Source organism: Myroides sp. DF42-4-2, assembly GCF_030326445.1.
Taxonomy (GTDB): Bacteria; Bacteroidota; Bacteroidia; order Flavobacteriales; family Flavobacteriaceae; genus Flavobacterium.
The window spans coordinates 63,911-87,030 of record NZ_JACAKI010000014.1 but is presented as its reverse complement, the minus strand read 5'-3'; the positions used below and the strand labels follow the sequence as shown (position 1 = coordinate 87,030).

General features: G+C 31.5%; 13 protein-coding genes. 3 read left to right on the top strand and 10 right to left on the bottom strand.

Annotated elements, in window-relative coordinates; all coding sequences use genetic code 11:
* Positions 1-19 precede the first annotated feature (19 nt).
* From HX062_RS11330 to HX062_RS11280, 10 genes are all read right to left on the bottom strand, one after another.
* Positions 20-2,083 carry a type IA DNA topoisomerase gene (locus HX062_RS11330; RefSeq protein WP_286467495.1) on the bottom strand — a complete coding sequence of 688 codons (2,064 nt, stop codon included), beginning with the start codon at positions 2,081-2,083 and terminating at the stop codon, positions 20-22.
* Positions 2,084-2,094: 11 nt separating this feature from the next.
* A complete protein-coding gene (locus tag HX062_RS11325) occupies positions 2,095-3,414 on the bottom strand; it encodes a DUF3945 domain-containing protein (RefSeq protein WP_286467494.1) in 1,320 nt (439 codons plus the stop codon).
* Between the two features lie 101 nt (positions 3,415-3,515).
* Positions 3,516-3,812, bottom strand: coding sequence for a helix-turn-helix domain-containing protein (locus HX062_RS11320; protein WP_286467493.1), 297 nt, complete (start codon positions 3,810-3,812; stop codon positions 3,516-3,518).
* Positions 3,813-3,945: 133 nt separating this feature from the next.
* Entirely contained in the window at positions 3,946-6,921 is a 2,976-nt protein-coding gene (locus HX062_RS11315) for a type I restriction endonuclease subunit R (RefSeq protein ID WP_286467492.1), read from the bottom strand.
* Positions 6,922-6,924: 3 nt separating this feature from the next.
* Positions 6,925-8,181 carry a restriction endonuclease subunit S gene (locus HX062_RS11310; protein WP_286467491.1) on the bottom strand — a complete coding sequence of 419 codons (1,257 nt, stop codon included), beginning with the start codon at positions 8,179-8,181 and terminating at the stop codon, positions 6,925-6,927.
* Positions 8,181-9,956, bottom strand: a complete 1,776-nt coding sequence (locus HX062_RS11305; protein WP_286467490.1) for a class I SAM-dependent DNA methyltransferase — start codon at positions 9,954-9,956, stop codon at positions 8,181-8,183. Before HX062_RS11305 ends, HX062_RS11310 begins: the two co-directional genes overlap by 1 nt.
* 66 nt (positions 9,957-10,022) lie before the next feature.
* Entirely contained in the window at positions 10,023-11,084 is a 1,062-nt protein-coding gene (locus HX062_RS11300) for a hypothetical protein (RefSeq protein ID WP_050377095.1), read from the bottom strand.
* A 2-nt stretch (positions 11,085-11,086) separates the two neighbouring features.
* A complete protein-coding gene (locus HX062_RS11295) occupies positions 11,087-12,706 on the bottom strand; it encodes an AAA family ATPase (protein ID WP_286467488.1) in 1,620 nt (539 codons plus the stop codon).
* Positions 12,707-12,716: 10 nt separating this feature from the next.
* A complete protein-coding gene (locus HX062_RS11290; protein ID WP_286467487.1) occupies positions 12,717-13,700 on the bottom strand; it encodes a helix-turn-helix transcriptional regulator in 984 nt (327 codons plus the stop codon).
* A gap of 751 nt (positions 13,701-14,451) precedes the next feature.
* Complete coding sequence (locus HX062_RS11280; RefSeq protein ID WP_286467485.1) at positions 14,452-14,880, bottom strand: transcriptional regulator; 429 nt, start codon at positions 14,878-14,880, stop codon at positions 14,452-14,454.
* 1,180 nt (positions 14,881-16,060) lie between these two features.
* Here HX062_RS11280 and HX062_RS11275 point away from each other — a divergent pair.
* From HX062_RS11275 to HX062_RS11265, 3 genes are read left to right on the top strand one after another with little or no spacing between them, the layout of a single operon-like run.
* Complete coding sequence (locus tag HX062_RS11275) at positions 16,061-19,135, top strand: SusC/RagA family TonB-linked outer membrane protein (RefSeq protein ID WP_286467484.1); 3,075 nt, start codon at positions 16,061-16,063, stop codon at positions 19,133-19,135.
* An 11-nt stretch (positions 19,136-19,146) separates the two neighbouring features.
* On the top strand, positions 19,147-20,508 hold the full coding sequence (locus HX062_RS11270; RefSeq protein WP_286467482.1) for a RagB/SusD family nutrient uptake outer membrane protein: 1,362 nt from the start codon (positions 19,147-19,149) through the stop codon (positions 20,506-20,508).
* Positions 20,498-23,092, top strand: a complete 2,595-nt coding sequence (locus tag HX062_RS11265) for an alpha/beta hydrolase family protein (RefSeq protein ID WP_286467481.1) — start codon at positions 20,498-20,500, stop codon at positions 23,090-23,092. The genes HX062_RS11270 and HX062_RS11265 overlap by 11 nt, the downstream gene beginning before the upstream one ends.
* The last annotated feature ends 28 nt before the right edge of the window (positions 23,093-23,120 follow it).

The window sequence follows — 23,120 nt, the reverse complement described above, 5'->3', positions numbered from 1 at the left end:
TTGCTTTGTTTAATTTTAATTACTTGTTTTTAAACTCAAACCCTGTAGTACAATCTTCTTTTAAGATAAGGTAAGTATCAAACTTTTTTCCTGCTTTACTTGTCAATCCTTTTAGGAGTTTGGTTTTGCTTTGTTGTATTAGGTCAGTGATATCATCAATAGTTAGTTTTACTCCACATACCTCCCTAAACAACACCCAACTACAATCAGTATCCAAACATTTCACTACCTTTTCTCTTAATTGAAGTGTATGCCCTTTACACTTGGGACAAGATAGATGATCCGTTTCATTAACTGGTTTTATTGCTAAAAGCTCTGTTGTTATCTCCGAAGTATAATCTTCAATCTTACTATGAAACTCTTCCATATCAATTGTATTCTCTTCAATATCTTTAAAATCAGCTTCCCATTTAGCGGTTAATAGTACATCGGAGATAAGTTTATTCTTGACTATTTCATATACTTTAAGTCCTTTTTCAGTTGGAACAAGTGACTTGGTTTTTCTTGTTATATAATCCCTTTTTAAAAGCGTTTCGATAATAGAAGCTCTTGTTGCAGCTGTTCCAATTCCAATGTCTTTAATAACGCTCTGAAGTGATTTATCTTCTACCTCTTTAGAAGCGTTTTCCATAGCCGATAAAAGTGTACTTTCTGTATATAAAGCTTTAGGTCTTGTTGATTTTTCAAGAGTTTTAGCTTCTTTTATCTTTAGGTTATCTCCTTGTTTTAAATCTGGTAGATCTATTACTATCTCATCATTATTGGATAACTCCTTTCTTACCTCTCTCCATCCAAGTTCTATTATTGAAGAAGACTTAAAACGAAACTCATAATCCAAAACATTTAAGGTTACCTCTGTTTGCTTTTTTACACAAGGTTCAAATACACTTTCCCATACACATTGTGCAATCAAATGATAAATACTCTCTTCTTTAGCATTAATCGCTGAAGGAAGTCTATCTGTAGTTAATAGTCCATGATGATCCGTAACCTTTACATCATTTACTATCTTCTTATTAAGCCTTGCCATCTTTAGTTTTAGAAGCAGGTTACTATATCTACTATCATCTGAAAGAACCTTTAATAAGTTAGGAACCTCAGCCCATAAATCCTCTGGAATATACTTACTCGATGTTCTTGGATAGGTGATAAACTTCTTTTCATACAGGCTCTGAGCAATGCTGAGAGTCTCATCTGCTGAGAATCCAAAGAGTTCATTGGCTCTTTTTTGAAGTGAAGTTAAATCAAAAAGAAGTGGGGATTCTTCTCTTATTGTCTTGGTTTCTACTTTCTCAATTTCAACCTCACTTTGTTTTTCAATGAGTTTTAAAGCTTGCTCAGCTTTTTGTTTATCTTCCCATTTATCTGTTGAAAGAGACTTAAATAGTATACCTTCTTTTTGATGGACAAGCTCAATTTGATAATAGAGTTTCTTTTTAAAAGAAGTATACTCTAAATACCGTTTACAGATAAGACTAAGCGTTGGAGTTTGTACTCTCCCAAGAGAATACACCGAATCATTCATTGAAACAGTTAGTGCTTGAGAAGCGTTTATTCCAACAAGCCAATCTGCTCTACTTCTACTGTGACCTGCTCTAAAAAGTCCATCAAATTCACTTCCTTCTTTAAGATTTTGTAAGCCTTCTTTAATGGCTTTTTCAGTTAGCGAACTTATCCACAACCTTTTAAATGGTTTATCACAGTTTAAATACTGGTAGATGTAGCGAAATATAAGCTCTCCTTCCCTACCTGCATCAGTGGCTACAATTATCTCAGAACCTGCTTTAAAGAGTTTATCAATAACTTTAAGCTGTTTTAAAGCCGATGGATCAGAAGTGTATTTGTTTGCTTTTTTGATCTTTCTTGGAAGTAACAAATATGACCTAGGTAAAATTGGTAAAGCTTCTCTTCTAAAACCTTGAAATCCATAATCCTCTGGCATAGCTAGTGAAACTAAATGACCAATTGCCCAAGTCACACAGTAGCCGTTTCCTTCGATAAAGCCATCCTTTTTTGTTTTGGCTCCCACAAGCATTGCTATCTCCCTAGCCACACTTGGTTTTTCTGCAAGAATTACAATCATAGTCTTTAGCTTTACATTTTACGTCCTTTTGTTTTTTTAGGCTCATCTGCTTGTTTTTCTGACTGCGATTGAGCTTTTGACTGCTGTTCTTTGTTTGGGTTTTGAAACGAAAAATCAGCTTGCTTAGTTTCTTTATTATACGTAACATAGCCTTGATAAGGATTACCTCGTTTATCAATCAAATCCTTGATATAAATTGGTTTACCTTCCAATAAATCACTTTGCTGTTTTTTAGTAAGTTCTTTGCCTCTAAAGGTTTTTAGATCATCAGAGAGTTGGGATTGGTTTTGTGTTTGGTTTTGAGACTGACTTTGTTTATTAGTATTCTCAAACAAAAACTCAATATGCCCTTTAGCTGCATTAAACTGAATCTCGGCATTAAATAGATTTCCTTTAGCAGAGGTCATGCCTTCTACAAGTAGTGGCTTACCATCTTTTAAAGTTTGTAGCTGCTGTTCACTAAGTACAATGCCCTTTACCTCTTGTGGTAACTGCATTTTCTCAACTCTTGTCACTACAAGGTTATTAGTTAATCTATCCACGCTTACAACCGATGGAATCATCTCCTTTGTTGTTGGATGGACAAGATCCACTACCCTACCCATATTCCCTGTTTTTAAAAGGTTGTGTTTATCTTGCTTTGAAAACTCATGTCCATAAAGCGGTACATTAAGATTAGGGTATTTCTTTACTCCTTCTAGTGCCATAACCACTTTACCTTCTTCGTTTTTTTGTAGTGAAAGTCTTGCATCCAAAGAAAACACAGCTGAGCCTAAATCTAAATTTACAGCTACTAAATCCTTGGTTTTATAGCCTTGTAATAGTGGTTCTAATAAATCCATTTCTTGCAATTTTTCTTTTGATAGCCCAAGCCTTGAAAGTGAATCCCAATCAATATCTTTAATATCAAACTTATTAGAACTATACTGTCCCTCTTCTTTTACGGGTTCAGCTACTTTGTTTTCTTTCTTTGACTCATTACCAATTTCTGTAATCTGATGTTTTAAAAACAACTCATGAGTTGGCCCTGATTGATTGAGCTCTTTTTGCATTTGATTAGCCATCTTGATGGTCAATAGCTCCGGAACTCTAAAAAAAGTAAACTGTGTTGGATTTTTAAGTTGGCTGAAAAAATTAGAAAAGAAGTTGGAAAAGAAATCTCCGTTACGATCTACTTTTAAAAATTGATTTTGATTCTTTTTAGTTGGTGGTACTGTTTCAAGTTTACCTTCTTTATTCAGTCCTTTAACTACTTGAATCTTATTTTTTGTTTTGTCGTTGACAAGAAGTACATCGTGCTCGACTTGTCTTTGTGTGGTTTCTGTACTCATAATACCTAGTTTTAAATGATTAAAAACTTAAAACTAAAGCCAAGAGAGTCTGCTTAGTAAATAGTATGCTCTAAAGGTCACTCTTGGCTTTTAGCTGCTATTTACTTCTTGCGTACAGGATGTTTAAAACATTCTCTGATAAACTGATTGACATCTGAGCGTTTGTAGTAGAGTTTACCACTAATTGTATAATAAGGAAGTCTACCGTCTGAGCGGTAACGTTGTAAGGAACGTGGACTTATTTTAAAAAGTGCCATTACATCTTGACTGTCTAAAAGCTCTTCTCCGTCTATAGTTTGAGTTTTTATAGGAAGGATTTTTATATGTTCTGATAAGTGATCGAAGCGCGTCATAATACGCTCCATCCATAAAAGGAATTCTGTGCGATCTATATTCATAATGTTAGAATTTAATGGGTTAATTAAATTTGTTAGCTAACATTACAAAACAACAAAGCTTGGTAGAATAAATCTGCCAAGCTTTGCCAATGGGTTATTTTAAACTTTAATCTAAATTATATATGCATCTAATTTACACTCCTCTTAACACTCTATCATATACCTCATTAAACCAAAGACGTTTAAACTCTTTATTTACCCGATCATCTGTAAGTTTGTTGTATAAACTTAATTTACCATCAATAAAATTCAAAAGCTCATCATCGATAGTTTCATCGAATTTATCCTGAATATTGGCTTTAGAGTTATTCTTATTAAAGAATGTCATTAGCTCTTCGTTCTGATAAACATTCTCTTTCATCTTCATGAACTCGACTTTGTCTTCATCTTTTAAATCTAAACCAAAGGTATCATTTAATACTTTTATGATTTTGGTTAACAATTCAAATTCATCTTCTTGAATACCATTAGCACCTCCAGGTGTTTGGCCTTGCATATTTACTTCGGCAGACTCTAATTGTAGGTCCGTTGTATATTGGTGCTGAAGTTTGTAACTATCTAACTCTACATTCTCTAAGACATCAGTGGGTAATGAAACTCTATTCGATGGTAGTTTTTTAAATAATGCTGTTAATAGTACATAATATTTCTCTAAATCAATATCGGTAAAGGTTATAATTTGTGACAAGAATCTATACAAACGAATAAAGTCATTGATAGTAGCTTTTAGTTCAATTTGAGCTTCATTTTCAAGACCGTTAAATCGTTCTACCAAATTATTTAAAATAGGTTGTAATAATTCCATATTATCACCTTTTCTAAAGAAAATTTCTGCAAAAGCTTCTACATCATTCTGATAAATTAAATTCGTAGATTCAATTTTATTCAATACATCATAGACTGAATTTTGGTCGGTTTGATCTCCAAAATCCATGCGATTACTACCGTAATAGAATTGAAAGTCTTCCTGAACTTTTTCGGGATCGTTCACAAAATCTAAAACCATGGTAGAATCTTTCCCTTTCCGAGTACGGTTTAAACGACTGAGGGTTTGCACCGTACTTGTTCCTCCTAATTTCTTATCCACAAACATGGTATGTAATAAAGGTTCATCGAAACCAGTTTGATACATGTTTGCTACAATAAGAATTCTATATTTAGGCAATTTTAAAGCTTCTGGTACCGATATTTTACCTTCTAATTGATTCATGGACTCAGAAGTGTGTTCTGCTCCCGTATCGCCATCCGTAACGGTTCCACTAAACGCCACTAAAGCTTCATAAGGCAGGTTCATTTCACGCATGATTTCATCAAACTTTAGTTTGTATCGAACTGCGTGTAATCTACTTTTTGTTACCAACATGGCACGAGCCATACCTTGAATTTCATTTTGCGTTTGCGATGCAAAATGTTCAAGCATGATACGTGTTTTTTTCTCTATTGCATGATCTTGTAAATCTACATAGTTTGCCAATAAACGTAAGGTTTGTTTTTTAGAATACTCTTTATCTTCTACCTCCGAACGCTTAACTAATTTGTAATAACGACGCCAAGACATGTAGTTTTTCAGCACATCCAAAATAAAGCCTTCTTTAATGGCCTGTTCCATAGAATACAAATCAAACTCGGTTTTATCTCCAGATGCATTTACAGTCCCAAAAATTTCTAATGTCTTGTTTTTTGGAGTTGCTGTGAAAGCAAAAAATGAAATATTCTTTTGATCGCCTTTGCTTTTGATTTCATCCTCAATGATATCATCTAAACTTTTTTCTACTACGTCTTTTTCTTCCGCCTCTTCTAAAGACAAGGACTTACGAAGATGTCGAGCAGCTTCACCTGATTGAGATGAATGGGCTTCATCTATAATTACGGCAAATTTACGATCTGAAAAACGTGATACCGTATCAGAGATTACAGGGAATTTTTGTAAAGTGGTTACAATAATTCTACTCCCGTTTTCGATTGCTATACGTAAATCTTGTGCTGATTTATTTTCATCGATATAGGCTACAGCTCCAGGCGTTTGCTCAAACTGACGAATGTTGTTTTGTATCTGCTTGTCTAATACACGACGGTCTGTAACCACTATCGTGGTATCAAATAATGATTTTGGGTCAGAGGGATTTTGGTACAAATCTGATAGGCGGTGAGCCAACCAAGAAATCGTATTTGATTTACCAGAACCAGCCGAGTGTTGGATTAAATATTTTTGACCAACTCCTTTTTCTTTAACATCACTTAATAATTTATTAACTGCTCGACGTTGATGAAAACGGGGGAAAATTAATACTTCTGATTTTTTTACTTCTATTCCATTTGTTTTAGGATTAAAGACTTTCTCCTCATTGGTTTGTAAATTGATAAAATTCTGCACCAAATCCATTAAGGAATCTTTACGCATTACATCGCGATACCAATAGGACGTAGCAAAATCATCATCACAATGATTTTCTAAATCTTGATTAAATGGTAAAAAGAAGGTTTTTTCATTGGCTAAACGCGTAGTCATGGCTACCTTTTCTGTGCTTACTGCAAAATGAACTAAGCATCGCTGAAATTCGAATAGTTTTTCTTTAGCATCTCTGTCTTTACGATATTGTTCTATCGCTTGGGAAAGATACTGACCTGTTAACGCATTTTTAAGTTCAGCAGTAGCTACAGGAATACCATTGATGAAGAAACCTAAATCAAGTGAGTTGTTATTTCTGTTTGAATAAGCTAGTTGACGAATAACTGTAAGCTTATTCTTTTTGTATTTATCTAAATGCTCAGGTGAACGATCGTGATTGGGTTTGAAATAAGCTAACTGCAATTTTACCCCACGATCTTTTAAAGCACCTTCACGAAGAACCTGTAAGGTTTTATTATTAGCAATAGATTTTGCAACGTTTTCTACAATCTTCCGATTCGTTAAAGCGCCGTATTGTTGCTCTAACTTTAGGTATTCATCCGGTTGTGTCTCTTTTACAAAATTTATAACATCCTCTTCAATGAGGCATAAATCTTTATTGTAAACAGAAGTGTGTTTCTCCTGATACTCTTGTACCGTATGCACTAAATAATTTACCACATGTGCTTCAAAAGCACCTTCGTTCGTTCCTGTAGCCATAGCCTATATATCTATTTTGCCTGTTACAGCTTCTGAGATTAATGATTGACGGTATTCTTTGAGTTTGTTGATTTGTACATCTATTTTTTCTTTCGCCTTATCAATTGTTTGGAATTTATTTTGAAAATATAAAACAATACTTTTTTGTTCCTCATAAGGCGGCAATATTACTTTAAGTGATTTTAATAGAGTTTGACTCAAAGATGCTCTAGTTACAAGATTCATTTCTTTAACTAATGAAACTCTAATATAATTACTTCTAAAAAAGTATTTAGAATACTCTGGATATAATTCTTCTAGACTATAAGGTCTAAATCTTATCGTAAAGCCTGAAAAGACTGCATTTTCAATTGTTTTTAAACAAGTAGAAGCAATTCCTATTTCTTCAATAGTTTCAGATGTTCTAGTAAAAAAAACATCTCCATATAATACAGAATATGCTTCACGATCTTCTTCGGAAGATTTTGCTAAACCTTCAACTGTTGTCGGTAATTCGTAGTTTTTATAAATATCACCGTAATTTACAAACGGATGACCTTCTCCAAAATAATCACCACCTTTGCTTACTCCATTTTGGCAACTTCCTAAATACCCTAAAGGCTTTACTTCCCAATGCTCAGGAATTTCACCAATCCACTCAATCCCAGAATCCTTCATCGGAGCATTTGGATTAATACCTTTCGTTACCGCTTCGTTGATGATGGCTTTTTTCTTTTCTTCCAGCAGCAGTAATAAATTTTCTTTTTTCTCTATGATAGCATCAATCTCGGCCGTTTTCTTGTCTAAAAATTTAGCAATGTGGATTTGGGTTTCCTTGGGAGGAATCAATGTATGTATATTTGCCATCTCATTATTCATTATTTTAGCCCCATTTGTATCTGGTCTTTTATAGAATTGAGTAACAAATTGTAAATAATAATAGTAGTATTTCAATTCAATATCCAATATAGGTTTTAATGTACCACAAACATTCGTACAATTAAACTTACCTTCTCGAATAAAAATTGTTCCTGCATTTGCTCCGTCTGTAGTCCATGTAATTAAGTTGTCATCAAAATCATATGTATCTATCATCCCCATGCATCCATTATCTTTTGTTTGCGAAGAGTAAACGGGATACATCCCATCCTCTTTTAATTCTTGTTGGGATATAACACGTCCTCTACCTATTTCAAATAAATAAGAAATTTTAGATTCACTCCAAGACAAGGGAATTTCATCAAACCATTCAAACTTGGATTTTTTAAAACGCTCCACCATTACACAAACAATTCTTTAATTAAATCAGAAATACCTTTTTCCCCATTTGTGCCAAATTCAAGATTTAGTATTTCCTCTTTGATATCTGTAGATGCACGTAACGGCACATAGTTGTAGAAATATTTAGAGAAATTAATCTCGTAGCCAATTTTAATTTTATTGGCATCTGGCCATGCATGGTCTACATGCGGTAAAATATTTTCTGTAAAATATGTGCGTATATCATCGGATAGCGGAATACGCTCTGTACTACGTTTTTTGCTGTCTGCTACTAAATCTCCTTTTTTGTCTTTTTTGTATTCGCCTTTGTCATCATAAACAGGTCTTTCTACTGGCACACTATAATAACCAAAGAATTCGTTATCGAATATTTTAGAATACTCACTCTCTTCAAAATGGGTGTACATATCTACCACTGCATCAATATGATGTTCTAAGATTTCGTTACGCTTATTACCTAAGCTACGTTTGTTAGGAGTTGCAAAACCTATTTTACCAGTACGTTTATCTTCAACATCAGATGCGTTGATGAGTTGTACTTTACCACGACGGTGAACAGGTTTGTTATTGTCTAAAAACCAGATATACGTACCAATACCTGTGTTATAGAACATATCTTTTGGCAATGAAATGATGCAATCTAACAAATCACTTTCTATAATAAATTTACGAATATCGCTTTCGCCACCACCTGCACTACCTGAAAACAAAGGAGAACCATTGGTTACAACAGCTATTTTACCACCTGATGTTTCCATTTTAGAAATCATGTGTTGTAAAAACAATAATTGTCCGTCACTTTTAGCAGGTAAACCTGCATAAAAACGACCAGCAGGATTGGTGCTTTCGTTGGCTACAAAATCGTAATCTTTTGCCCACGTTACTCCGTACGGTGGATTAGCAAATTGGTAATGGAACTTTTTATCTGGGAAACGATCGTTTGTTAAAGTGTTACCGTGTTTGATATTATCAACATCACCTCCCGAAATTAATGCTTCGGCTTTAGCAATAGCATAGGATTGTTCATTTATTTCCTGACCATAGGTGAAAATAGTTGGTTTTACACCCGTAACGAATAATTCATCTACGATATAATTCTTTGCTAAATTGACCATACCACCTGTACCCAATGTAGGGTCATAAATAGTACGAATGATTCCTGGTTGGGATAATTCTTCTTTTTCGGTCGAGAAGACCACCTTGTACATCAATTCAATTACATCTCGTGGTGTAAAATGTTCTCCGGCCGTTTCATTGGATTGCTCATTCGAGATACGGATCAATTCTTCGAATACATAACCCATATTTTGGTTATCATACTTCTCTAAAGACAAGTCTACATCGCACATGGCTTTCACCATTTCGTACAATAGTTTGTTCTTTTGCAAGCGAGCGATGATTTTTTCGAATTGAAAGTTCTCTAAAATTTCAATTACAATAGCATTAAAACCATTTATGTAATTATGAAAATCGATATCAATGGTTTTTGTACTTTCTTTTAACGAGTCGAACGTGTGTCGTGATGTATTATAGAAATTTAATCCACCTGCTGCCTTTTTTAAAATGGGAGCTAATTTATCATCCGCTACCTTTCCTTTAAAGTTTTCATAAGCAGTGCGTATGTTCTCGTTTTTATCTTTAAGGATACAATCTAAACGGCGTAATACCACGAAAGGTAAGAGTACATCACCAATTTCGTTTTTCTTGAAAACGTTCCAAAGTACCTTATCGGTAATATTAAAAATGAAGCTTATATCGGGTCTTTGTGTAGACATGTAATACTATTGTTTGTTTTTGTTTATGCAAAGATATGTTTTAATTGTGCAGTAGAGATGCATTGGTTAAGGAAAGTGATTAATTAATCTATTTTTTATTGAATAATCTGGTGGTAAGCCGTAACATTTTTTATCCTCTAAATTACGTTTCATACCGTTAATGGTATTTATTGCAGATCTAATCCCCGCCTTGATTTTTGGAACCTCATCCACTAATTCTTTAAATTGACTATCTCCATGAGCTTGAAGATTAATTTCAAATATATTCCAGTATTTAAAAGAGTTATCATCATTTACTCTACTTGGATCATCTATAGAAAATAATTTAAACCCCTTATCACAATTAATTAAATGATAATTTGAAAAAGAGCTTCTTCGATGAATAGAATTAGGAGTTATTACTAATTCTGTAGTAATCGAATAACCTCTTAATGCAATAATCCTAGTATTTAAATCATGAAATATTGATTGCATTTTAGCTTCAGAAAAACCTCCATTTTGACGAGAAGAAACAATTAATAAATGAAATTCAACTCCTAATTGTAATGGTAATATAGCATCTAAAAATAAGATAATATTTTCCACACCATAATTAACAAATACTCCATTTACATTTTTGTCATTATTAAATAAGTGGGGATCTGTAATTATTAATGAATTATAACCTAAAGTTTGAGTTGGCATTATTGCTTTCCAACCAATTAATCCAGCATTATTGTATATGTCGTTTTTGTTACAGTTTTTTTGGAATTTATTCGATATAATCTTGTCATCAATTTTTTCATTTTGGAATAAAAGACCAAAGTGCTCTTTTAAACTATTGATTTCTGCGTCACCTTTCTTTAAGAAAAAAGCTGATAGCGGCTTCCCTTCAACTATATTATTATCAGCTTCAAAATCAATAAAAAATTGCTCATTAGGGATAGGTTCTTTACCTCCCGTATCTTGCAAATATTGAAACAAAATACTTTCGTCAGCTAAAGCAATTTCAAGGTCATAATCAGTCTGAGACATATTTAAGTAAACGTCAGAATGATGCTTTAAAATGTTGTTCCAATTTTGGTATTTAGAGCTTTCAAGCAAAATCTCTTCTAAAATCTCCTTATCCGAGTAAACTTCAAACTTCATAACTATTGATTTTTTTGACGTTTTAAACGAATTAGTTCTAAAGTACTTGAAGATGACGCATCAAAAAAACCATTTCCAAAAGCATTTTCAAATGTACCATCTGGCTGATAATTCATGGAGTAAGCAACCACATCGGATTCAGAATTAAAATAAATAGTTGAAAATGGTGTTGGATTGATATCGTCAGAGTCTAAGGCATATTCTTTAATAGCATTCATAACTTGAGAACGACGTATAATATACTCCGAATGTGTTTCTATAATAAACTTCACTTTATATTTATCGTAAACATCAAAAAACAAATCACATAATTTACTTTGTAACGCAGGATGTAAATTAAGTTCAGGTTCTTCTACAATAACGAAGTAATTAAAGTTCGATTTTTTGCTTTCTTGCTCTTTGTAATAAATAACAGAGGCTAACCTGAGAATTAACAATACCGCTTGAATCGATCCCATTCCTTTATCTGCTAAAGGAATAAATACTTCATTTTCTTTTAAAGTGATATCATAAGCCTCACCGTTTATTAATTCAATTTTTAAATCAGTTCCAATCTGAAATTCCTTAATCCACTCTTTAACAAAACCTGAGATGATAGGGTCATCTTGTAAACCTAATTGATAGTATTTATGTACTACATCGGCCAAATCATTATTCTTATCTCGAATTGATAATAAAGCAGATTGTTTGTTAAGTGTTGCTGGCAAATAAAACACTTTGGAGCTATTTGTAAAACTTAAAAACTGATCAGAGAAATTTTCGAATTTATTGCGATTGATGTAATAGTAACGTAAATCACTGAAAACTTCTTCTTCATCGCTTTCTATAATTTCTTCATTTTCGGAAATTTCTTCTGTGACATCGTTTTCATCAATACTGTTACCCTGACTTTCTTCTATTAGCTCTACATTCGGGTTTTCAATCCAATATTGAACATCCAGTTCTCTGAATAAATCATTAAATAATTGAGTGAATTCATTGCCGTTATAATCCGCTTCCACAGTAAAAGATGTTTCAATTTCAGTTTTTGCATCTTTTAAACTCTCAATATTTTTAGCTATTTTTTCTAATCGACTTTTAATATCAATACTTTCTTTAGAAAGTTCATCGGTTATGGATGTAAGTGTTTGCTTAAGTGCTTTCTTTTGATGTATGGCTTCATTTAGTGCATTATTCTCGACAGTTTCTTTATAATTATATGAAACTATAGCATGTTCTTTTTGCGGATCAATCTCGACGGTAAAAAAAGACGATGTATCAGTAATTTTAAAAGTAGCCACATCTAAGATCGTACTATCTTTTTTGCCTGTTACGTTTAGATAAAATTCATAATTACCTAATTTTAATGTAATAGGGATATGTTCTTTACTTTCTCTATCACACATTGTTTTGCACAACGCTCGATCAAAAGTTACGATATTTAATAATTCCACGCTTCCTTGATTTAGATCTAACTGTTTTAAGTTACCAGACTTTAGGTAATTGTTGACCATCACAAATGCTTTCACAAATGTGGATTTACCTGAATTGTTTTTACCTACAACAAAAGTGATGTCATTAAAATCTAATTTTGGAAAATCTTCAAACTTTCTGAAATGTTTGAATTGTATGCTGTTTTTCATAAACAGTTAATTAGTATTGGTTAATAGTGTTTTTTAGACGATTAAGAATATTATTTTTTAATTCTATAGGTTCTATAACCTTCATATTTTCGCCATACGACAAAATAAGAGATTCTAGTTCGTAATTTAATTTTACTTGAAAAGTAATAATATTATCATTTATCTTCTGAGAACCATGAATAGGCTTTGATTTAATATATGGAATAATATTATCTGATAATTGTATGCTTATATTAGCTATATTTTTATCTGCAAAATTTGTAACTCCTATAATTTCATCAAAGTATTCCTCAAAATCTATAGTCGAATCTACATAATTTACATCACCCATTTCAATAGAGATGATACGATCCAAAGCTATATTTTGCAAATTATTAAACTCATGGCTCCATCCAAATAAAAACCACCTTTTATTAAATTGTTTTAAATAATAAGGTGAAATAACGGAACGATAATTTTCGTTTGTTTTAAAAGATAAACTTTCGATTTTTAAAACTTGTTTACTTTTAATATAATTAAACAAAGGCGTTAAATGCTCGATACCTTGTAGAAATTCATTTTCTTCAAATGATATGATATGATTATTATCTGAATACCTAGTTCCAAGTAATTTAGCTTGCGTACTTACTAAATCAGTAAAACCTGGTATACCTTTAATTCTAGAAATAATTTCTAAGGTATTGTCGATGGCTTGTAATTCAACATCTGTTAAAGGCTTGTTTAAAATAGAAAAATTTAAATCTTCATATCTGTAATAAACTTTTCTGCCCTCTTTAATCGAAATAATAGGTGCTTCGAATCCAGCATCACTTCTCATAAAATCTATATCATTAAAAATTTGTCTGCGAGAAACAGAAATTTCTTTACCATAATGATTCATTAATACTGTAGAACAATAATTAATTAGATCGTCGATATAAAATTTTTTATATTGATTAGAGAAACATTTATCAAGTGCTTTATAGCGAATTTGTGCATTTTTGTTAACAGCCATCTAATAGAGTGTTTTTTTTAAAATCTTTAAAAATAATTGATTAAAAAATCGATTACACATCTAATCGACTCAGTAATATCATTACCTAAATGTTATTTTTTATGATTAAAATATAATAATAAAAACATTCAAATTTTACTGTAAGATTTTTTCTTAAAAATAAACCTATTATTAATGTTATCCAAAGGAAAAACAGTGAAAAACAACTTAACTCGAGTAAGCGCTTCTCTTCCTTATACTGATACATGAGTTTTGATTTAGCTTATATTTATGTAATTAAATACAATATCAACAAAATACATCTAATTACTTATGGTAACCATTACACTAACAATAGGAATTATTTCTCTTTTTATAGGAATTGCACTCATATATTGAATAAATAGGAGAAAATTCTATCGTAGAAATGTAGCTGGTTTAGAAGGCTTCTCACGTTTTGAAGCTTCTATTTTTATACGTTTTATAGAACGTATCGGTAAATGGCTTGCTTACTCATTAATTCTTTTTAGTCTCTTTTTATTTTATATTCATTCTCTAGAAAAAGAAAGAATTGAAGATAAACAGCAAAGGATAGAAGTGAGAAATGAAGCTTCGACAAGCTGAAAAATGATTAATTAAAAAGCACTATTTTCATAAAAAAAGAACTCTTTTATGAACAGATTCTTAGTACCATAATTACCTAGGATTTTACTTTTTTTTCAATCCTAACTATCTTTAATCCCAAAATATTAAACCTTTAATCTTTTCTTTTTTAAGAAGATTTTTTACTACGTCTAGTATTAAATTCCTTTATCTCTTTTTTGGTTAAAATGCGTTTTTTAATAATATTATAATTTTTAATTACTTGGTTATTTTCATCAAAATCTACCCTATCATTACTTCCTTTGACCTCAATAGTTAATTCCAATAAATCATTTTTTAAAATAGTCGTAGGCAACAATTCTGTATAAGATTCAAGTCCAAGGCTATTAGCTATTAGATTTAAGCTTCTCAAGTTGTATTTACTACTAGTTTTAAAATTCTCTACTTTTCCAATATAACCTTCTGAGTATTCCATCTTTATGGATAAATCAACCTGCGAAATATATGGCACAGCTCTACCTCTTAACTCACGAATTCGATCAATTAAAAACAACTCTAACTCTGAAATAATAATAGTAATCTGTTCAAGTTTTGCCATACTATTTTTATTAGCAAGTACTTCATAAAAAAAAACAATATCACATCCCTATTAGGATGTATATTTATTTTTACCTATATTTGATTCTCTTTTATAAAAATTCTATTTTTGTAATTAGACTATTAAAAAAATTTAAAGCTATTGCTTAGAATCTCGTATCAGAAAACTGGTAATTTTAAGGAGCGAGAAGATAAGTTTAAAAGCTCACGACCTAGGCGTGGGCTCACTTGTCTGTTCCTCGGTATACCAGTACCTCTGATGCAGATATTGTGAGTACCCACGCCAACTTATTTTATATAGGCTTGTCATTTACTTCTCACTTTATTGAAATACTTAAGTTTCGCTTTATATTAAACATACTACAGACTTCTAAACTATACCGTCTCCCAATTTGGTATATAGAGGTTTTAAAACAAAGGTGGATTTGTTTAGTGTTCGTTTTAATGAATGCTTGCAATACCTTATCTATCCTTAATGGACTTATCGAATGTTCTATTCGAGAAATTATCAATTATTACATTTTATTAAAACAACAAATTAGTAACTAAACTCACATTTAGCCTATGATTAAATTTTAGTTTAACTAAATCACATTGTTGTAGTTGTATCTAGCATGACTTGTTCGATGTTGGATGGCTACCCTATTATCTATTTAGTTAGCATAATACACTTTTTACGCTAGGTCCAAAAACTGTTTTTGGATGCGTACAGGATATCTATTGCCTTTTAATTCACATCTATATAATTCGTTCATCCATTCGATTATAGGGCAATATTAATTAGTTAGTAAGGGAAAAATGCTATGAAATAAGACTTTCCTACTGTTCTATTATTAATTATTAATCACACTTAAAACTATTTTATTATGGAAAAAACCGCTTACTATCTTGGTGTATCTAGGTTGGTTATAATGTAGACGTCAGCCAGTAGTAAGCACAAAAAACTCACAAAAAATTGTGTGGCTTAAAGGGAGTTTTGAGCCATGCTAAAAGTCCATGGCTATCTCCTTGCTCTTTTGCATTTTGGGAGACGTGCTTAGAGTGAAGGAGATAGTTTTTTATTATCTATTACAAATTACCCATTAACTAACCTTTTGGTGCAACTGGCCGATCAAAGTACTACGGCAATATGAATCTTGATGATTTAAAGGCCTTGTTGTATCAAAATCAATTATAAAATTATGAAAACTCAAATATTGACCACTTGTGGTTATAGGATAGCTATGCTTGTTAGTCTTTTAATTATCTATCCAACTTATGCCGTATCAAATGATAATCATTTGTTTTTTAATGCTTCTTACCTATTACAAAATAAGCAGCAAAAAGGAATTATAAAACTCTCAGGAACTGTAAAGGACGCTCAAGGTGTTCTTGGTGGAGTGATTGTATCGGTTGGAAACAAAACTGTAGCTACTGATCTTGATGGAAAATATACGATAGATGTGTCTATTGGCGATCGGATTACCTTTTCCATGCTCGGCTACAAAGAGCGATCCATGGTGTACTCAAGTAGTATGGGAGTCGTTTTAAATATTGAGCTACTTGAGGATACTACAACACTTGAAGAAATTGTAGTTAACGCTGGTTACTATACGGTAAAGGATCGAGAACGCACAGGAAGTATTGCAAGAGTGACTGCAAAGGATATCGAGTTTCAGCCGGTTTTGAATCCACTTCAAGCCATTCAAGGTAGAATGGTCGGTGTTAGTATTACTCAAAACACTGGGGTTGCTGGAGGGGGATTTGATATACAGATTCGTGGTCGAAATAGTCTGCGCCGATATCAAAATAACGCGATCAATGGCAATGCACCTCTTTATGTTATAGATGGGGTTGTTATTCCTAATTCAAACTTAGTTAATTCCTCTTTATCAGTTTCTATACTTCCCATGAGTGATACTAATATCTTAAATGCTATAAATCCTTCGGATATAGAAAGTATTGAAATATTAAAAGATGCTGATGCTACAGCTATCTATGGTTCGCGAGGTGCAAATGGAGTAGTTCTTATAACAACTAAGAAAAACAAATCAGATCAACTTTCTTTTACTCTCTCCTCTTCTACATCGTTTAGCAAAGTCGCAAATAAAATGAAACTTTTAAATACCGAGCAGTTTAACCAAATGAGAGATGAAGCCTATATTAATGATGGAATTACTACGTATCCCGATAATGCATATGACATAAATGGCACTTGGGATAGGTATCGGTATACTGATTGGCAAAAAGAACTCATTGGAGGGACAGCTATTAGTCGAAATATACAACTTGGAATAAACGGTGGAAACGAGACTACTCATTTTTCTGGTTCAGCAAGTCAATCATCTCAAACAACAGTATTTCCAACAGATAAGGGATATAAAAGAAATACTTTTCTATTTAATGTAAATCACAACAGCAAAGATGGAAAGTTTAAACTGAATTCATCGACTAACTATGTTTTACAAAACAATAATCTAATTGCTACTGATCTAACTAAAAGTGCTCTTACCCTATCTCCTAATGCACCAAGTTTATATAAGCCAGATGGGAGTTTAAATTGGAGTTTTGCAGGAGATACAAATCCAATTTCATCAATGTATGAAACTTACGAAAATGACAGTAGGAATCTTGTATTAAATATAGATTTGAGCTATGAGATATTTAGAAATACTTATTTCAAATTGACTACTGGATATAACAGATCTGATACTGAAGAAAAAAAACTTACTCCACACACAATATATAATCCTGATCGTAATTATACATCAGAGGAATCTACTGCAGAGAATACTTTTAGAGATAATAAATCTTATATAATTGAACCTCAAATAAACTATCTCTTAAACATGGGCAGCTTAGCTATAAATTCACTTGTAGGTTTGACTTATCAATCAAGTCAAACTAATGCTTTACACCTAACTGGAACCAATTTTCAAACTGATGATTTTATTTCAAATATTGCTGCTGCCAAAGTCACAAACGTTAATCAATCTGCTAATCTACAGTATAAATACGTTGCTGTTTTTGGAAGGATTAATTTTAACTATGATAGTAAATACTTATTGAATTTAACTGCTAGACGTGATGGTTCTTCCCGTTTTGGAGACAATCATAAATTCGGGAATTTTGGTGCTATAGGTGCAGCATGGATATTTTCAAAAGAACAACTTTTTAGTGATTCTTCATGGCTAAGTTTTGGTAAGCTAAGAGCCAGTTACGGAACCTCTGGTAATGACAATATTGGAGATTATCAATATTTAGACACTTACACAATTAACCCAAACAGATATGATGATCTCACTGGGCTTAATCCATCAAGACTTTATAATCCTGACTTTAGCTGGGAAAAAACTAAAAAAATAGAAACAGCAATAGAAGTTTCTTTATTTAATGACAGACTTCAATTTGATCTTGCTTGGTATAGAAATACTTCATCCAATCAACTCGTTGGGATACCATTACCAGGTACTACAGGTTTCTCTTCTATTCAAGACAATCTACCTGCTACAGTTGAGAATAAAGGTTGGGAGTTTAGTCTAAACTCACAGAATATCATAACTAAAAACTTTAATTGGATAACCAGTTTTAATATCTCTTTTCCAAAAAACACATTGCTTTCTTTTCCTAATTTAGAAAGCTCTACTTATGCAAATCAGTTTGTTGTAGGTAAAAGTACTAGTGTTCTTAGACTATACAATTTTGAAGGAATTGACCCTAAAACTGGACGATATACTTTTACTGACTACAACAACGATGGTAAAATAAACGCTAACTCCGATAAACAAAACATTAAAGAGATAAAAGTAGACTATCATGGTGGATTACAAAACACATTAAACTACAGAAATTTTAGTCTTGATTTTTTGTTTCAGTTTGTCAAGCAAACTAGTTATAATCAAAACTATAATCTAAATACGCCAGGCTCTATTTTTAATCAACCAATAGAAGTGCTTAATAGTTGGTCGCCAACAAATTTAAACAGTCAATATGGATACTTTACTAGTGGAATGGATCCAATTATGGCAAATGATTTTAATCTATTTAAAAGTAGTAATATGTCTATTGGAGATGCTTCTTATATAAGACTCAAAAATATCTCTTTATCATATTTACTTAAAATTCCCAAGACCAAAATAGAGTCACTTCAACTATACTTTCAAGCACAAAATATTTGGACAATCACAAATTATTATGGATTAGACCCTGAATTCACAGTAATAGGTTATCTCCCTCCACTCAAAACGTATGCTTTTGGCATTCAACTAAAATTTTAAATCAAAAAGTTATGAAAAAAAACATATATATCAGCTTGTTGCTAATAAGCATACTAATGATTCAGTCTTGTGAAAAAATGATTGAAATCGATTTACCAACAGATCAGATTAATGCAAAAAATGTATTTAAGGATAAACGAAGTGCTACTGCTGTATTAACCAACTTGTATTTGAATCTTAGAGAGAATTCCATTTATACAGGTAATAGCCAAGGAATTGCAACTCAATTGGGGTTGTATACAGACGAGTTAGTCCCAGTATCAATTCCACCAACGGCAGACGAATCACTCTTATTTAATAATACACTTAATCCTAGTAGCTCCATATTTGAAGTGTTTTGGAATACTTCCTACTCTCATATTTATGCCATTAACTCTTTTATAATTGGTGTTACCGAATCTACTGGAATTTCAGATGAAGATAAAGCTACATTTTTAGCTGAAGCATATACCCTAAGAACAATGTACTATCAAGGATTAACACAACTCTTCGGAGATATTCCCTATACGATCTCTACAAATTATAAAGAGAACGCATCTATTAAAAAAACATCTCATTTAGAAGTTTTAAATTATATTGAACAAGACTTACTTAAATCTTTAGAGTCTCTTTCATATCAAGATAAATCTTCTCAAAAATATTATATTAATAAGGCTGTAGTTGAGCTTATTTTAGCTAAAAACTATTTACTACAAAAAAAATATGATAAGGCTGAATTTTATGCTCAACTTTTAATAGACAATCCTCTATATTATTTAGAAGTTGATTTATCACAAGTATTTAAAAAGAACGCTCAAAGCACCTTATGGCAATTAAGCAATAGCAATTCTACCTCAGCTACTTATGAAGCAAGAAACTATATAATGCTTGTAGATGATTGGCTATATAAACTGAGTCCTAACTTACTAAATTCTTTTGACAACAATGATTTTAGAAAATCAAATTGGATCGCAGAATTCTCTCCATCAGCTGGTAGTTACAACAATAAGTATAAAAATTATGTAAATAATACAGATGAATGCTCAATACTATTTAGAATAGAGGAAGCCTACTTTATACTCTCTGAAGCGCTTATATATCAAAACAGAGAAAAAGAAGCTATACCTCATCTTAATGTAATTAGACAAAGAGCAGGTTTAACCAGTTTATCCAACAATCTCAGTAAAGAAGATACTATTCTAGTCATGCTTGAGGAAAGCAGAAAAGAATTTTTCCTAGAACATGCAAGACGTTTTTTTGACTTAAAAAGGAATAATAAACTGTCAATTTTAAAGGAGTCTAAACCAAACTGGCAAGACAAACACGCTCTACTACCTTATCCTGAGAAAGAATTGCTTATTAACCCTAATCTCAACCCTCAAAATGAATACTAAAACAGGTCTTAGATATTGTATTTTTGTTATATTCATTACTTTTTCAATTAATGCACAAACAATTAAAGACAGTCTAAAATATAGTGAACTTAAAAATAACCAACTGTCTTCTGATGGAAAAATAGCTCTGGTGAGAAAACAATATAAATTTGACTCAAAACGAGATAGCATTTTTATATTCAATAAAGGAAAGCTAATTTTCAGTAAGCAAACCAACTTTCTTTTTGATACATTTAATGAGCATTTATTTACTAGTTATAACACTCAAAAGAATGAGTTAGAAATATTCGATACCAATACAATACGAACACGTGTAATTTCTAACGTTACTGAACCTATCATTATACCTAAATACAGTCTTGTTTTCTTTTTAGATTCAGATAATGAAAGCTACAAACTTATGAAGGTATCTCAAAAAGAAATTAAAGAAATTTGGAGCGACAAAAAGGACAACATTAACTTTATAAATATTAGCGATGATCAACAGATGCTTTTAATCCAACGAAAGAAAATCGAACAAGGAATCGAACTCATTAACTTAGTAAATTTAAAAAAGGTAATAAATAGTGAAATAACTCATCCAATAAAACAAGTAATATGGAGTAAAAAACACCCTGTTATTTTTCTTCTTCCAACTTCTTTAGGTAATAATAAATATCCTTACTTAACCTTTTATAACTACAAGACAAATAGCTATAATAAACAAACTTTAGATAATTCTACTAATACTCATTACAATGAATTAGAATCAACAAGTGAATCTAGCTTTAAATTAATTCAAGCATATACTTTAGGAAATCTTCCATATGATGCGAAAGAAACTGAACTGTGGAGTACAAATGATCGTTATCTAAGATATGCTATTGCCTATTCAAAAGCAGAAATTCAAGAAAGCAAAATAAACACTCATGTTCTTTTTGATTATAAAAATAAAAAAGTTTATCAACCACGAAAAATAGATAACTATGAATCCATTAATTTAGATCAAAACACACTACTTGTTTTTGATTCTAATCAGTATTACGACTATTCCTATTCTTGGTCCTCAAGACCTCGTGATATCAGTCTTTATGATGTTAAAAATGATACGTTAACTATCATTACTAAACAACAAGAATCCCCCTTTAACACTACAAGCCTATCACCAAAAGCAGGTTATTTTGTATATATCAAGAATAATATTCTACATATTTACAATATAAACAATAGATTAATTGAAAATACTATTAGTATAAAAGATGATGATTTAAGTCTACGCTTTTTTGCAAATAGACTTAGAATATGGTCCAATGATGAGCGTTACTTTTATTTTGTATCGCATTCAAATTTGATGCGTTACGATACAAAAAACAAAAATTTCTCAATTATCATAGACAGTAACAATATTGACTCACGTTATAACATTATCAATTTAGCCAACCAAACCCTTTTTAACACCAATAGTGAACTACATTATCAATCAATATCAAGTGATTATAAATTATTAATTCAAAAACTCAACGTTAAAGATAACACACAAGCACTTATACTTTTAGATGATCAAAAAAAAAGCACAATACTTGAAAAAACTGAGGATAAAATATCAGATATAAAATATAGTGATGACTTTAAAACTATTACTTACTCGCTAGAGAACTTTAATAAACCTAAAACAGTTTATATCTATCAAAATGGAAAAACTGATCTACTTCTAGATAGTAAAATGCCAAAAAAATTATACTCCTGGCAGAAGCAAAAAATAATTACTTATAAAGATAAATTTGGTACCCCCCTAAAAGGAATACTATTTTATCCAAAAGATTTCGATTCAAGTAAAAAATATCCTATGATTACCCATGTCTATGAAATACAATTTCATCATAAAAATATTTTTACTTACCCAACTTACTTAAATGATACAGGATTTAATATTACTCTATTACAAAACAAAAACTATTTTGTTTTTTTGCCAGATATTTTAGATACGGAACAAGGGACTGGTTTATCTGCTCTCCATTGTGTTGAGCAAGGTTTAAAATCAGTCTTACAAGAAGAAACAGCAATTGATGAAAAAAATATTGGAATATTCGGATTTTCTCATGGAGCATATGAAACCAACTTCATAGTAACACAAACAAATATTTTTAAAGCAGCAGTCAGTGGTGCAGGAAATTCAGATATTGTCCGATCTTATTTCTCTTATAATGAAAACTTTAATTCCCCTTTTTATTTTCAGTTTGAAAATGGACAATATAAAATGCCGAAAACATTTAGTGAAGATAAAGAACTCTTTCTAAAAAATTCTCCAATTTTATTTACCAATCAAATAAAGACTCCTATACTCACTTTTACAGGTAAACTAGATGAGAATATTCATTGGGAACAACAAAGAGAATTTTTCATTGGTATGCTTCGTTACAACATCCCTCATGTAGCCTTGTTTTATAAAAATGAAGGTCATGGATTTTCAATAAAAGAAAACCAAGTTGATATTACCAAGAGGTTGATAAATTGGTTTGATTATTTCTTAAAAAATAAAGATACCACGGAAACTTATTGGGTTAAGTATAACACAACATTCGAAAAAGAAAGGATGATCAATTAATATTCAAAGCAAAACGCCCTATTTTCTA